General features: G+C 70.2%; 14 protein-coding genes and 1 pseudogene. 6 read left to right on the top strand and 9 right to left on the bottom strand.

The annotated features are described in order from the left end of the window. Positions 1 to 229: 229 nt before the first annotated feature. Both OG206_RS14290 and OG206_RS14285 read left to right on the top strand, forming a co-directional pair. Positions 230 to 943: an SDR family NAD(P)-dependent oxidoreductase gene (locus OG206_RS14290; RefSeq protein WP_327115971.1), complete on the top strand. Its 714-nt coding sequence runs from the start codon at positions 230 to 232 to the stop codon at positions 941 to 943. Positions 944 to 1,019: 76 nt separating this feature from the next. After that, positions 1,020 to 1,868, top strand: coding sequence for an oxidoreductase (locus OG206_RS14285; protein ID WP_327115969.1), 849 nt, complete (start codon positions 1,020 to 1,022; stop codon positions 1,866 to 1,868). Positions 1,869 to 2,061: 193 nt separating this feature from the next. On the opposite strand, the pseudogene OG206_RS14280 reads toward OG206_RS14285, so the two are convergent. From OG206_RS14280 to OG206_RS14265, 4 genes and pseudogenes are all read right to left on the bottom strand, one after another. Further along, positions 2,062 to 3,387, bottom strand: a pseudogene (locus tag OG206_RS14280) (ATP-binding cassette domain-containing protein); the annotation flags it as partial. A 112-nt stretch (positions 3,388 to 3,499) separates the two neighbouring features. Further along, entirely contained in the window at positions 3,500 to 4,024 is a 525-nt protein-coding gene (locus OG206_RS14275) for a PadR family transcriptional regulator (RefSeq protein ID WP_327115967.1), read from the bottom strand. A gap of 102 nt (positions 4,025 to 4,126) precedes the next feature. After that, positions 4,127 to 4,921, bottom strand: a complete 795-nt coding sequence (locus OG206_RS14270; RefSeq protein WP_327115966.1) for a polysaccharide deacetylase family protein — start codon at positions 4,919 to 4,921, stop codon at positions 4,127 to 4,129. Positions 4,922 to 5,069: 148 nt separating this feature from the next. Continuing rightward, entirely contained in the window at positions 5,070 to 5,471 is a 402-nt protein-coding gene (locus tag OG206_RS14265; protein ID WP_327115964.1) for a PPOX class F420-dependent oxidoreductase, read from the bottom strand. Between the two features lie 112 nt (positions 5,472 to 5,583). Here OG206_RS14265 and OG206_RS14260 point away from each other — a divergent pair, with 112 nt between their 5' ends. The 4 genes from OG206_RS14260 to OG206_RS14245 all read left to right on the top strand — a co-directional run bounded on the left by OG206_RS14260 (position 5,584) and on the right by OG206_RS14245 (position 9,171). Beyond that, on the top strand, positions 5,584 to 6,126 hold the full coding sequence (locus OG206_RS14260) for a GNAT family N-acetyltransferase (RefSeq protein ID WP_327115962.1): 543 nt from the start codon (positions 5,584 to 5,586) through the stop codon (positions 6,124 to 6,126). A gap of 89 nt (positions 6,127 to 6,215) precedes the next feature. Continuing rightward, positions 6,216 to 7,940 carry a GAF domain-containing SpoIIE family protein phosphatase gene (locus OG206_RS14255; protein WP_327122271.1) on the top strand — a complete coding sequence of 575 codons (1,725 nt, stop codon included), beginning with the start codon at positions 6,216 to 6,218 and terminating at the stop codon, positions 7,938 to 7,940. Between the two features lie 93 nt (positions 7,941 to 8,033). Beyond that, a complete protein-coding gene (locus OG206_RS14250; protein ID WP_442805948.1) occupies positions 8,034 to 8,717 on the top strand; it encodes a class I SAM-dependent DNA methyltransferase in 684 nt (227 codons plus the stop codon). A 13-nt stretch (positions 8,718 to 8,730) separates the two neighbouring features. Further along, a complete protein-coding gene (locus OG206_RS14245; protein WP_327115958.1) occupies positions 8,731 to 9,171 on the top strand; it encodes a DUF4259 domain-containing protein in 441 nt (146 codons plus the stop codon). On the opposite strand, the gene OG206_RS14240 is transcribed toward OG206_RS14245, so the two are convergent. The 5 genes from OG206_RS14240 to OG206_RS14220 all read right to left on the bottom strand — a co-directional run bounded on the left by OG206_RS14240 (position 9,156) and on the right by OG206_RS14220 (position 14,099). Beyond that, entirely contained in the window at positions 9,156 to 9,647 is a 492-nt protein-coding gene (locus OG206_RS14240) for a DinB family protein (protein ID WP_327122270.1), read from the bottom strand. The genes OG206_RS14245 and OG206_RS14240 overlap by 16 nt on opposite strands. Before the next feature lie 38 nt (positions 9,648 to 9,685). Beyond that, positions 9,686 to 10,297 carry a Uma2 family endonuclease gene (locus OG206_RS14235; protein ID WP_327115956.1) on the bottom strand — a complete coding sequence of 204 codons (612 nt, stop codon included), beginning with the start codon at positions 10,295 to 10,297 and terminating at the stop codon, positions 9,686 to 9,688. A gap of 148 nt (positions 10,298 to 10,445) precedes the next feature. Then, on the bottom strand, positions 10,446 to 11,564 hold the full coding sequence (serC, locus tag OG206_RS14230) for a phosphoserine transaminase (RefSeq protein WP_327115954.1): 1,119 nt from the start codon (positions 11,562 to 11,564) through the stop codon (positions 10,446 to 10,448). A 109-nt stretch (positions 11,565 to 11,673) separates the two neighbouring features. Then, positions 11,674 to 12,882: a cytochrome P450 family protein gene (locus OG206_RS14225; protein ID WP_327115952.1), complete on the bottom strand. Its 1,209-nt coding sequence runs from the start codon at positions 12,880 to 12,882 to the stop codon at positions 11,674 to 11,676. Further along, on the bottom strand, positions 12,879 to 14,099 hold the full coding sequence (locus OG206_RS14220) for a cytochrome P450 (RefSeq protein WP_327115951.1): 1,221 nt from the start codon (positions 14,097 to 14,099) through the stop codon (positions 12,879 to 12,881). Before OG206_RS14220 ends, OG206_RS14225 begins: the two co-directional genes overlap by 4 nt. Between the last annotated feature and the right edge of the window lie 10 nt (positions 14,100 to 14,109).

Genomic DNA, 14,109 nt, shown 5'->3' with positions numbered 1-14,109 from the left:
CCGGCCGGCACGAGGACGGCCGCCTCCCGGGTCCTCTCGGGTAGGGCTTTTTGCCGACCTGATTGCTCCGAGGTGGTAGGACCCGGCTCCCATCGCAGATGAGAGTGCCTTTCCGGTGGTTTGCGGACAGGAATCCGGTCGCTTTCAAGGAATTTTGTCGACCGGTCGACTGGTTGACGAGAGCACTGGTCACGACCGACCGGTCCGCTCACCCCCTTGGAGTCCGTCAATGAGTACCCCCACCAAGAAGGTTGCCGTCATCACCGGCGCGTCGCAGGGCATCGGCGCCGGCCTGGTCGATGCCTACCGCAAGCTCGGCTACGCCGTAGTCGCCACCTCCCGCAGCATCGAGCCCTCCCAGGACCCGGATGTCCTCACCGTGCGGGGTGACATCGCCGACCCCGCCACCGCCGAGCGCGTGGCGAGCGCCGCGATCGAGCGTTTCGGCCGTATCGACACGCTGGTCAACAACGCGGGCATATTCGTCGCCAAGCCGTTCACCGAGTACACACTGGACGACTACGCGGCAGTCACCGGCATCAACCTGAGCGGCTTCTTCCGCCTCACCCAGCTCGCGCTGGAGCAGATGCTCGTCCAGGGCGGCGGGCACGTCGTGCAAATCACCACCAGCCTGGTCGACCACGCCAACTCCTCCGTCACGTCGGTCCTCGCCTCGCTGACCAAGGGTGGCCTCCAGTCCGCGACCAAGGCCCTGGCCATCGAGTACGCCGACCGCGGTGTCCGCAGCAACGCCGTGGCCCTCGGCATCATCAAGACGCCGATGCACAGCGAAGCGCACCACGAGATGTTCGCCGCGATGCACCCTGTCGGCCGGATGGGCGAGGTCAGCGACATCGTCGGCGCGGTCGTCTATCTGGAGAACGCCCCGTTCGTCACGGGTGAGATCCTTCACGTCGACGGCGGCCAGAGCGCCGGTCACTGACGGCGCCGGTTCACCCTGAGGGACGGGCTCCGTCGCACCACACACGGAGCCCCGTCCCCCCACAACGGGAGTACCCATGAGCAGAGTTTTCCTCATCACCGGTGTCAGCACAGGTCTGGGGCGCGCCTTCGCCCAGGAGGCGCTGGCCGCCGGACACCGAGTCGTCGGGACCGTACGCAAGCCCGGCCAGATCCCCGAGTTCGAAGCCCTGGCTCCGGGGCGCGCCACAGGAATGCTGCTGGACGTCACGGACGATGACGAGGTGACCGCCGTGGTCCGGCGGATCGAGCAGGAGGTGGGTCCTGTCGACGTCCTGGTCAGCAACGCCGGTTACGGTGTCGAGGGGACCGTCGAGGAATCCTCGCTCGAAGACCTGCGCAGCCAGTTCGACGTCAACGTCTTCGGGACGGTGGCGGTCGTCAAGGCCGTCCTCCCGTCCATGCGACGCCGTCGAAGCGGTCACATCTTCACGCTGTCGTCGATGGCGGGGCTCACCGCACTTCCCGGGGTCGCCTTCTACGGTGCCAGCAAGTTCGCCGTCGAAGGCATTTCCGCGTCCTTGGCGCAAGAGGTCGCTCCGTTCGGCATCCACGTCACCTCGCTCGCTCTCGGCTCGTTCCGCACGGACTGGGCCGGCCGCTCGATGGTTCGCGTTCCGCGCACCATCCCCGACTACGACACGGTCTTCGACCCGATCCGTGCCGCCCGCAACGCCAAGGACGGCAATCAGACGGGCGACCCGGAGCGCGCGGCCAAGGCCCTCATGACGGTGCTGGACGCCGAGAATCCTCCGGTGCACCTGGTGCTCGGGAGCGACGCGGTCCAGATCATCCAGCAGGGCCGGCAGCGCCTGCAGGCCGACATGGACGCCTGGTCCGGCCTGACGGCCTCCACCGACTTCCCCGCCACCGGTGAGCAGCCCTGACCGGGATGCCCCCGTGTCCGGCAGCGCCTCGCGCGCGAGGCGAAGGCCCCCTCGTGTCACGAGGGGGCCGCACCCACGGTTGCCGGACTACTCCGTGCGCAGGCCCTCCGGGCGCATCAGCCGCAGCAGAGGCGGAAGGCTGAGCAGAGCCACACCCGTGACGACCGCAGCGCCCACGCCCACCATGGCCAGCACGAAGGTCCGCACAGTCGCCCACCGACACCTGTGTGTAGTGATCGGGATTGTCGGGGCGGTCGCCGACGCTGCCCTCACTGAAGGTGACCACGGCCTTGACGCCCTCGGTCCCACGCAGCTTGTGCGTGGCCTGTGCGAGCGGCACGTCACCGGGAACGGTGACCTCCATCTGCGCACGCGAGGTGTCCAGCCCGGTCGACTGCGTGTAGGAGGCGTCGACGCCGGTGAAGAGCATCTGCAGTGCGATCGCTCCGGCGACCGCCACGGCGATGCCGTTCACCATGCGGGCGGCGCCACCACTGTCCATCTGGAGGCGTCGTACGGCCGGCTGCCAGGCGACGCCACCGGCGCCGAGCCGACGGACGACCGCACCCACGGCCCACGGCAGCAGGGCGGTCACGCCGATCAGCAGCATGATGACGCCGAACGCGGTCTGGCCCTGGTTGAACTGCCCGTGGTCCCGGCCCCTGCCCAGCATCGGGAACAGCGCGACCAGGCCGAGCAGTGACGGCAGCAGCCGCCACCACAGCCTGCGCTTCGCCGGCCGGCCCGAACGCACCACGCCGAGCGGCTCGATGGCGACCCCGCGCAGCGCGAACACCGTCACCGCCACCGCGGCCACCAGTACGGCGACCGCCACCAGCAGCGCCAGGAACGGCGAGGGATCCAGGTCGCCGGGGAACACGCTGATGCCGCGCACCTCGAAGGCGCCCGCCAGCTGACGGCCCGCCACGAAGAACGCTGCGCCGAAGAGCAGGCCCAACAACGCCCCCGCCAGGGCTTCCCCCGCCGCGATCCGCCGGACCATGCGGCTGTCGGAGCCCACGAGCCGCAGCGCCGCGAGCCTCCGGTCGCGTCGCTCGCCACCGAAGCGCACGGCCGTGGCGATGAACACCGCGACGGGCATGAGCAGGACCACGAACATGACGAGGATCAGGAGGAGCAGGACGGGGTCGAGTTTCTGCTCGACCGGGGACGGACCGCCGAACCGCTCGATCCGGAAGATGTTGTCGCCGTCGATGTGCGGGGCGAGCCCCTCGGCACCACGGTAGAAGGCGAGTTCGCCGGGGCCCGTCAGGCCGTCGTCCCCGATGACGGCGACGATCCGGTCGGGCAGCCGCTTGCGCAGCAGGGTGCCGGAGTCCGATGCCAGCAGGTCCCTCAGCGCGGGGGAGACCACCATCTCGCCCTCGGCCGGGAACGTCGCGACGCCCGGGGCAGGGGACAGTTCGCGTCCGTCGTACCGGATCGTTCCGGAGTCCGGGGTCACGATGCCCGCGAGGCAGTGCAGCAGTGTCGACTTGCCGGAGCCGGACGGGCCCATCACGGCGACGACTTCGCAGGGGTGGATGGAGAAGTCGGCGCCGTCGAGCGCGGCGGTGGTGCCGTAGGCCTTGCGGAGGTCCTCGGCGGCCAGCAGGGAACCGGCGGGGGCGTCATCGGGTCACCGTCTCCCGGAGCTTGTCGAGGCGTGCGGCGGTGAGCTCCAGCCAGCGCAGGTCGGCTTCCATGTGGAACAGGGCGTGGTCGCAGATGAGCTGGTCGGCCAGGTCCCCGTCGCGCTTGCGGCAGGTGAGCACGCGCATGCCGCGCAGGTGTTCCGAGCGCTGGGTGTCCAGGACGCCGGCGGCGTCGCGGCCGGTGAGCAGGGCGAGGACGACCTTGGTGTACAGCGTCGACTGCAGGTAGGGCTCGGGTCTCTCCGGTGTGGAGAGCCACTGCTCCACATCGGTGATCCCCGTCTCGGTTATCGCGTACCGCTTGCGCTCCGGACCCGCACCCGCCTCGACGCCGTCGACGACGACGAGGCCGTTCTTCAGCAGTCGGGACATCGTGGAGTAGACCTGGCCGTAGTGGAGCGGCCGGTCCTGGCCGAACGTCGCGTCGAACGAGCGCTTCAGGTCGTAGCCGTGGGACGGCCCGGTCTCGAGAAGGCCCAGAAGTGTGTGGCTGATAGACATGAGCCGACTATACACAGTATGTATACGCGAAATGTATAGTCGGCCCGGGCGTGCGGCCTCACGGCGTGGGTGGGGTTGCCGGTGGCGGCGTTTCCGTCGCGGCTACGGTTTGTAGATCTTGCCCGGTTCGGCCTTGCCGGGGGCGAGGAGCTGGGGCACGGTCACGAAGGTGTAGCCCTTGGCCCTGAGCTGGTCGATGACGCCGGGAACCGCGGGCACGGTGTTCTTGTAGATGTCGTGCAGCAGGATGATGGAGTCCCGCTTCGCGTGTTCCACGGCGCGCTCGGTGATCGTCGCGCTCGGCGGCACCTTGTAGTCCTTCGTGGTCACGTCCCACAGTATCTGGGCCAGACCCTCCTGCTTGGCGAGTTCGCCGACGTGGTTGTCCGTGCGGCCCTGAGGTGGCCGCATGAGTGTGGGGCGCTTGCCCGTCAGCTTCTCCACCGCGTCGTCGGTGCGCTTGAACTCGTCGCGGACCTCCGCGTCGCTGATGTCGGTGAGGATCTTGTGGTCCCACGTGTGACTGGCCAGTTCATGGCCCTCCCTGGCCATCCGTTTGACCAGGTCGGGGTGCTTGTCTATGTGGTTCTTGCCGAGCAGGAAGAACGTCGCGTGGACCTTCTCGGCCTTGAGGATGTCGAGGAGCCGGGGGCTGTTCTCGCTCGGTCCCGCGTCGAAGGTGAGGGCGATGCACTTGGCTTCGCGGCAGTCGACCGCGCCGGTGGCGCGGCCGCCGGCCTTGCCGTCGGCGGCGGCCTTGCGTGCGTCGCTCGGCTTGCTGGTGTCGTAGTGGGTGCAGCCGCTGAGACCCAGGAGCAGGGCCCCGGCCACCGACAGGGCCGCGATCGCGCGGACGCCTTTTCCAGCCTTTATTGGCGTGTCAAGTATTGCGGGCATGGAGGGAACTGTACATGCCGTGTATACACGACGCGTATGCCCATGCTCACACCGCGAAAAGTGAACCCCCCAAGGCCGCCCGGCCGTGCTGGGTGCGCCCCGTTCCGGCCCTTCGCCCGCCCTGGACTCCGGCGCCGAGTGAGGTCGTTCAGTCGTCCTGAGTGACCGGGCGCAGCTCGTAGTGCAGGGTCCGGTCCCTCTTCAGGCGGTGGGCGAGGGGGACGACCACGCCGTGCAGGGCGGGGTACTTCCGGGAGAGTGTCCGGGCGGCGTGGAGGTTCTCCTTCGACCCCTCCTGAAGGAGTCGTGCCCACGCCTTCATGGGCGGCCCCGTCGGCGCGCCGCGCACGGTGCACGGAGCGACCTCCACCACCGGGTGGTTGCGCATCCGGTCGACCTTCCACGCCGACGAGAACGTACGGATGTAGGCGTGGTCACCCTCGACGGCGATGCTGACAGGGGTGCGAGCGGCCGATCCGTCCGGCCTGCGGCTGCTGAGCAGCACGGTGTACTGCCTCACGAAGGGCTCCAGTGCACGGGTCGTACTCATGTGTCCATGGTGCACCCCGCATGCCCGTTAATGCACCGAAAAAGACATGATCGTGAGGTATGCGCAGACGGGTGCCCACCCCGGGACGAGTGCCCGGCGTAGGCTCCGCCGCATGTACGCCGACGGCGCCCCCGAGCCCTTCTCCACCCCCCGCCTGGACGCACTCCCGCTGGACGTGGCGCACGCGGAGGAGATGGCGGTGGTCCTCTCCGATCCCGCCCTGCACGGCTACACGGGGGGCGCCCCCGAGGACGTCGGCGCCCTGCGCGCCCGCTACGAGCGCCAGAGCGCCGGTTGTCCCGATCCCGCCGAACTCTGGTGGAACTGGGTGCTCCGGGTGCGTGCCGACGGGTGCCTGGCCGGTTACGCGCAGGCCACCCTGCGCGACGGCCGGGCGGAAGTGGCCTGGGTGGTCGGCACCCCGTGGCAGGGCCGGGGCTACGCCAAGGAGGCGGCGGTGGGAATGGTCTGCCACCTGCTGGCGCGGCAGTCGGTCCGGAGCGTCGTCGCCCACATCCATCCGGACCACGCCGCGTCCGCCGCCGTCGCCGCGGCTGCGGGGCTGACCGCCACCGACGAGCGGGAGGACGGCGAGGTGAGGTGGCGGCGGGCAGCCCCGCACAACGCCGTGCCGGGCTCCGGAGCCCGGCTCTGATCACGACATCGGCGGAATTGTCTTATACCTTCGAAGAGCGGCGTACCCGCGCCACGGCTCCGGCCGCCATCTCGACGAAAGGCCCCAGGGTGGGCGAACTGGGGAGGACGGAAGCCCTGCGGCTCGCAGGGCTCACAGCGGCGGCCGATCCCGGTATGGACAGGTTCGCGAGGCTCGTCACGCGCTTCCTCCGTGTCCCCGTCTCCCTGGTCTCCCTGCTGGAGCCCGAACGGCAGGTCTTCCCCGGCATGGTCGGCCTCGCCGAGCCCTGGGCCTCGCAGCGCGGGACCCCGCTCAGCCACTCCTTCTGCCAGCACGTCGTCGCCACCGGGAGACCGCTGATCCTGAACGACACACGGCTGGACTCGCTCACCTGCGACAGCCTGGCCATCCCCGACCTCCAGGTGATCGCCTACGCCGGGATGCCGCTGACCGACGCCGACGCCCAGGTCCTCGGGTCGCTCTGCGCCATCGACCACCACCCCCGGGACTGGACGGCGGACGAGCTGCAGGACCTGGAGGACCTCGCCGCCGCCTGCTCGGTGGAACTGCGGCTGAGGATCGCCAGCGAGCGGACCCGCCGCGACCGCGACCACGCACACCTGCTGCTGCGCGCCTCGGTCGAACTGGGACACTCCCGCGACCTCACGGACCTGGCCCGCCGCCTGCGCAGCATGTTCGACGGCCCCACCGATCCGTCCTACGTCGGCCTGCTGCTCGCGGACGGCCGGGGCCTGTGGCGCGTGGTCGATCCGGAGGCCGTCCGGCCCGTCGAGGTGTCCATCGACCGGCTCGGCATGGACGCCGACTTCCCGAGCACGAAGGCGATGCGGGAACAGCGCACCGTCTTCGTCCCGGACCGCGACGCGCTCGTGGCGGGCTTCAGCCCCGAGGCGGTCGCCGGATACGACTCGCTGGGCCTCAGCTCCGCGCTGTGCGTACCGCTGATGCGGGGCCGCGGGGTGCTGATGTGGTGCTGGTCGGCCGCCCACCTCCTGGAGGTGACCGAGGAAGCGGTCCTCACCGCGGTCGGCGGATACGCGAGCCAGGCCGTGGAGCGCACCCTGTTCGTCGAGAACCGGCTGAGCACCGCCGAACAGCTCCAGGCCGCGATGCTGACCGAACTGCCGTCCGTGCCGGGCCTGGACATGGCTGCCCTCTACCTGCCGGCCACCGACCAGGACATGGTGGGCGGCGACTGGTACGACGCCTACCGGCTGCAGCACCCCGCGGCCTCCGGACAGTGGTCCCTGATGCTGTCCATCGGCGACGTCATCGGCCACGACGTCCAGGCCGCCGCGGTGATGGGCCAGGTCCGCAGCATGCTCCGCCAGGCCACGCTCGCGCGCGCCGCCCACTCGCCCGCCGCCGCTCTCAAGGCGGTGGACGGCGCCTTCGAGGCACTGCCCCTGGGCCCCGGTGCCACAGCGGTGCACGCGCGCCTCGACCCGCACGGTGGCGGGTGGCTGCTCACCTGGTCCAACGCCGGTCACCCGCCACCCCTGGTGCGTACGCCCGACGGTGACGTCTCGACACTCGGCGCGCACGACCTGATGCTCCTCGGCGCCCCGGACGGTGTCGCCCGCCACGACCAGGAACGCCGGCTCCCCCCGGGCAGCGTGCTCCTGCTGTACACCGACGGGCTGGTCGAACGCCGTGACAACGACATCGACGAGAGCGTCCAGCAGACCGCCGCCACCCTCTCGGCCGTCGGCGACCGTCCGTTGCCGATGATCCTGGAGACGCTCGCCCACCGCCTGGACGACGTGCCGCAGCGCGACGACGTGGCGGTGCTCGTCGTCCGCGTCACCTGAGGGCCGCGGCTCCGCAGTCCGGCCGGGCGTCCTTCCGGAAGCCGCCCCCCTGCGGGCGCCACCGCACTACAGTGCCGGACCGTGACCGACACAATGGATTTCCTGCACACCACCCGGGCGTCGTACGACGCCATCGCCGACGACTACTCCTCCCTCTTCCGTGACGAGTTGGGGGCCAAGCCGCTCGACCGTGCCCTGGTGACGGCTTTCGCCGAACTCGTCCTGGCGGACGGGGGAGGACCCGTGGCCGACGTGGGCTGCGGCACCGGACGGGTGACGGGATTTCTCCACGGGCTGGGCGTCGACGTGTTCGGCATCGACCTCTCGCCGCAGATGCTGGCGGCGGCCCGACGGGACCACCCGGAACTGCGGTTCGAGGAGGGCTCCATGCTCGGCCTGGACCTGCCGGACGGGGGCCTCGGCGGACTCCTGGCCTGGTACTCGACGATTCACGTCCCGGACGAGCAACTACCGTCGGTTTTCTCCGAGTTCTTCCGTGTACTGAAGCCCGGCGGCCACATCCTCCTCGGATTCCAGGTCGGGGACGACGTGCTGCGCAGGGACGAGGCATTCGGCAAGGACATCGCGCTCGACTTCCGCCGCCGGCGGCCCGGCCGGGTCGCGGAGCTCCTGAAGGCGGCCGGGCTGACCATGCTGGCCCGGACGGTGCGGGAGACCGACACGGAGGGCCCCTTCCCCGAGAGGACGCCCCAGGCCTTCCTGATCGCCCGGAAGCCGACTGTCAGTGGTGGGCGGGAGGATGGGGGCACCGGCTGAGGAAGGGGGTCCCGTGGGGACCTGGGGGATGGGCCATTTCGACAGCGACACCGCGGCGGACTTCGCGGGCAGCCTCGACGACGCGCGGCCCGGACGGCGCGAGGAGATCATCCGGGAGGCGCTCGCCGTCACCGCCCGCACGGGCGTGGACGACTACCTCGACGCCGACGACGGCGTGGTGGCGGTCGCCGCGGCGGCCCTGCTCGCGGCCCAGCGCCCCGGCGGCACACCGGTGGATTCGGTCTACGGCCCCGACGACCCCGTACCCCCGCTCGCACCCGAGCTGTGCGGCCTTGCCGTCACCGCCCTCGACCGGGTGGTGGCGGGGGAGTCCGAGCTGCTGGAACTGTGGGCGGACGTGGGCGAGGGGGAGCGGTGGAGCGCGGGGGTGCGGGAGCTCCGCGCCGTGCTGGCCGGAGCGATGGCCCCGCCCGTGGGTCAGGGAGCCGGGTAGGAACCCGTCGCCCCGTCGATCAGCTCACGGACGATGTCCATGTGTCCGGTGTGCCGCAGCACGTCCTCGATCATGTGGATGAGGACCCAGCGCATGGACACCGTCCTGCCGTTCCAGGAGGTCCCGGTGGTGTCCAGCCCGGTCTCCTCGATCGCCCGGTCGGCGGCGGCGCGGGCGCGGGCGTAGAACGCGAGGATCCGTTCCGTCGACTCGTCGGGGGCGACGGTCATGTCGTCCTTGGACGTGTCGAACCAGAAATCCTCGGTCCCGTGACCGAACGCGGCGCAGAACCAGCCGTACTCGACGGTGGCCAGGTGCTTCACGATGCCCAGCAGGTTCGTCCCCGTCGGGGTCACAGAACGGCGCAGCTGCTCGTCGTCCAGGCCTTCGAGCTTCCAGAGCACCACGTCCCGGTGCCGGTCCAGGCTTGTGTGAAGGGATTCCTTCTCGCCCCCGGTGTAAGGGACTTGGGCTATCGAGGAGATCGTTCCGCGAACAGTAGCGGCCCGCGCGCTCAGCGCTTGGGGCGGCCCGCGCGCACCAGCTCGGCGACGTCCAGGGACACCTCGGTGCCCAGGACGGAGGGAAGCGGGGCCTCCTGGCCGGGGGCGTACACCTCGTGACGGTCGTAACCGGAGGGCAGTGGTTCGGTCAGCACGTGGATCCGGCTGTGCTTGCGGTCGACGACGACGTACACGGGGATCTTGGCCTGGGCGTACGCGGTGACCTTGTTGCGCATGTCGTTCTGGTAGTTCCCGGAGGTGACCTCCAGGACCAGGCGGAAGCAGGCGGGGTCGTAGCAGTTGTTCTCGATGAGGTGCTCGTCGAGATCGGCGTCGACGATCGCCAGGTCGGGGATGGCGTAGTCCTCGGGGCCGGAGGGAAGCCACAGGCCGACGCCCTGGAGGACCTCCGTCTCACCGTCGTCGAGCCCCGCGGCGATGAAGGGCCGCATCAGCTTGGTGAGCGCGCGGGCGTGCGGGCCGTCCGGGGGTGGTGCCACGGTGATGACGCCTCCGATGATCTCGACGCGATGACCCGGGAGCTGATCCATCAGCCGGTTGGCTGTTTCGAGCTGCGTTTCCGGCTCATCGTCACAGGGGTGCTCGACTGCTGCTGCAGACATTGCGGTCCTCCTGGAATGGCTGGTGTCGAGAGCATCATCGTAGGCCGGGGCGGACCCGGGTGCCCCGCGAGACCACGGTTCACCCGGCAGGGTGATACGGAAGCGGCCCGGCACACAGGACGTGTACCGGGCCGCCTCCGTGTACTGCCTACAGCTTGTCGATCACGTAGTCGATGCACGCCGTCAGTGCCTGGACGTCCGCCGGGTCGATCGCCGGGAACATCGCCACGCGCAGCTGGTTGCGGCCCAGCTTGCGGTAGGGCTCCGTGTCGACGATGCCGTTGGCGCGCAGCACCTTGGCGATCGCGGCGGCGTCGACGCCGTCCTCGAAGTCGATCGTGCCGATGACCTGCGAGCGCTTAGCCGGGTCGGTGACGAACGGGGTGGCGTACTTGGAGTCCTCGGCCCAGCCGTACAGATTCCGCGCGGAGGCGGCGGTGCGGCCCGTGGTGAAGTCCAGACCGCCCTGGGTGTTCATCCACTTCAGCTGCTCGTTCAGCAGGAAGAGGGTGGCCAGCGCCGGGGTGTTGTACGTCTGGTTCTTCAGGGAGTTGTCGATCGCGGTGGGCAGTGAGAAGAACTCCGGGATGTGCCGGCCCGAGGCGTGGACGCGGGCGGCACGTTCCAGGGCCGCCGGGGAGAACACGCCGATCCACAGGCCGCCGTCGGAGGCGAAGGACTTCTGCGGGGCGAAGTAGTAGACGTCGGTCTCGGTGATGTCGACCGGGAGGCCGCCCGCACCGGACGTGGCGTCCACGAGGACGAGAGAGCCCTCGTCGGCGCCCGCGACCCGCTTGACGGGAGCCGCGACACCGGTGGAGGTCTCGTTGTGGGTGAAGGCGTAGACGTCGACGCCGGCCTCGGCCCGCGGGTCCGGGTGGGTGCCCGGGTCCGAGGCGATGACGGTCGGGTCGGCCAGCCACGGCGCGAGCTCGGCGGCCTTCGCGAACTTCGACGAGAACTCGCCGAAGTTCAGGTGCTGCGACTTCGTCTCGATCAGACCGTGCGTCGCGACGTCCCAGAAGGCGGTGGAGCCGCCGTTGCCCAGGATGACCTCGTAACCCTCGGGGAGGGAGAAGAGGCTGCGCACACCGTCACGTACCTCGCCGACCAGGTTCTTGACCGGGGCCTGGCGGTGGGATGTTCCGAGCAGGGAGGTGCCGGTCGCGGCCAGCGCGTCGACCGCCTCCGTCCGCACCTTGGAGGGGCCGGCGCCGAAACGTCCGTCGGCGGGCTTGAGGTCAGCGGGAATCTGGATGTCAGCCACGATCCGGAGCGTAGTCCCTCGGGTGAGCGGTCAGGGAGCCCTGTCCGTCCGGTGAGACGCACGCTCCGGATCGCGGACGACCCGTGCGGCCGGAAAACGACGCCGTCGGTCAGCCGAGGTCGACCGGCAGCTCGTGGAGGTCGTTCTGGGTGACGATCGGCTTGTTCCGCAGGTCCGCGGCGGGTACCGCCAGGTCCAGATCGGGGAAGCGCTCGTACAGCGCGGGCAGGGCGACCCCCGCCTCGAGACGGGACAGCGCGGCGCCCGGGCAGACGTGCGGGCCGTGGCCGAAAGCGATGTGACGGTTGGGGGACCGGGTGATGTCGAACTCACCGGCGGTCGGCCCGTACTGCTTCTCGTCGCGGCCGAGCGCCCCGAAGGAGACGATCAGGGCCTCGCCCTTGGGCAGGACCTTGTCGCCGACCTCGATGTCCTCCGTCGCGAAACGGATCAGGACGTGCGAGGTGGGGGTGTTCCAGCGCAGGGTCTCCTCGATCACGTTCTCCCACGGCACCTCCCCGTTCAGCACGCGCTTGCGCTGCTCGGGGTGGGTCTGGAGGGCCTCGACGACGTTGACGACCAGGCTGATCGTGGTCTCGTGACCGGCCGCGATGATCAGCTGCAGCGTGTTGACGATCTCCTCGTTGGTGAGGTGGTCGCCGTCCTCGGAGGCCGCGATGAGGGCGCTGGTCAGATCGTCGCCCGGGTTCGCTCGCTTGCCGTCCACGATCTTCGTGAAGAGCGCGCCGAGGTCCGCCATCATCTGCGGTACCTCCTCCGGCGGGGTCTGCGTCGAGAAGAACTTCTCGAACAGCTCCTTGAGCCGGGGGTGGTCGGCGGCGTCCACGCCCATCAGCTCGCTGATGACGTTCATCGGCAGCGGATAGGCGAACTCCGCCTTGAGGTCGACCGCTTCGCCCTTGGGGTGCGCCGCGAGCCGGTCGAGGGACGCGTTCGTCAGCGCCTCGATGCCGGACCGCAGTCGCTCCACCCGCTTCACGGTCAGGGCCTGCGCGACCAGGGTGCGCAGCCTGCGGTGGTCGGCACCGTCGACCGTCAGCATCGAGCGGCCCGGGTTGGCGAGACCGATCAGCGGCCAGTCCATCGGGATCTCGCCGCGCTGCCACGCGTTCCAGACGTTGATGTCCTTGACGACACGGCTGTCGGTGAGCAGCTGACGGGCCTCGGCGTGGTGCGTCACCGCATAGCAGTGCACCCCGCCGGGGAGCTCCACCTCGGCCAGCGGTCCGGCGGCGCGCAGGGCCGCGCTCTCGCCGTCGAGGTCTGCGACGAGGGGATCGAGGACGATCCGGGTCATTTCTGGCCTCCAAGAGCGGGGGTGGGAGTGAAGTGCACCGGCAGCTCCGTCAGACCGCGCAGCCACGGGGACGGACGCCGGGTCAGCTTTTCCGCGGGGACGGCGAGGTCGACGTCCGGGAGCCGGTCCAGGAGCACCTCGATCCCCGTACGTGCGATGACCTCCGCGGTCTCCTGGGCCGGGAACGGGCAGCGGTGCTCGCCGTGGCCGAAGGAGAGGAACGCGTTGTTGCCGCCGGTCAGGGCCGAGCCGTCGGTGCGCACCTGCGGGTCGCCGTTGGCGGCCGCGATGCCGAGGAGCAGCAGGTCCCCGGCGCGGATGTGCTGTCCGCCGAGGTGGGTGTCGCGGGACGCCCAGCGGCCGGCCACGTTCTGGGTGGGGGTGTCCTCCCAGAGCACCTCGTTCATGGCCTCGGCGACGCTGTGCCGGCCGCCGGAGAGAGACGCGGCGAAGCGGTCGTCCGTCAGCATCAGCCGCAGGGAGTTGCCCATCCAGTCGGCGGTCGGCTGGTGGCCCGCGGCCATCATCACCATGAGGTCCTGGGCGACCTCCTCGTCGGTGAAGCCGCCGGGGTCCTGGAGCATCCGGGTCGCGACGTCGTCACCGGGCTCCGCGTGCTTGTCGACCAGGAGCTGGAACATCGACGTGCCCAGGTGCTGCTGTCCGGCCAGGGCCCGCTCACGGCCGTCGATCATGTCGTTGAGCGCGCCGACGAGCGGCCCGCCGACCTCGTCACTGAACCCGTAGATCTTCGCGAGCACCCGGGCGGGCAGCAGCATCGCGAACTCGGCGATGATGTCGGTCCGGCCGGCGGAGCAGAAGCGGTCGATGAGGTCGTCGGCGAACTCCTCGGCGTAACGCTTGAGCGCGAAGGGGTCCACGGCCTCCAGCGCGTCGCTGATCATGCCGGCGCGGACGGTGTGCCGCTCGCCCACCGTGTAGAGGATCGACGGCTGCTTGCGTCCGATCATCGGCAGCAGCGGCCAGCCGTCCGGGATGTTGTCCCACTGGTTCCACAGGTCCGAGTCCCGGCTGAAGAGCGCCGGGTCGTTGGTGACCTGGTGCAGCTCCCGGTAGCCGAGGATCAGCCACGCGGGTACGTCGCCGTCGAGCACCACCGGGGCGACGGACCCCTGGTCGCGGCGCATCTCCCGGTACAGCTGCACGGGATCCGTCTGGAAGCGCGGGCCGGACAGCGGGGTGGCGGTCCCGTTCATGGGGCACTTG

The organism is Streptomyces sp. NBC_01341, from assembly GCF_035946055.1.
In the GTDB taxonomy this organism is placed as follows: Bacteria; Actinomycetota; Actinomycetes; order Streptomycetales; family Streptomycetaceae; genus Streptomyces.
The sequence above is the reverse complement of the archived record's forward strand: the minus strand, read 5'-3'. Positions and strand labels throughout refer to the sequence as shown.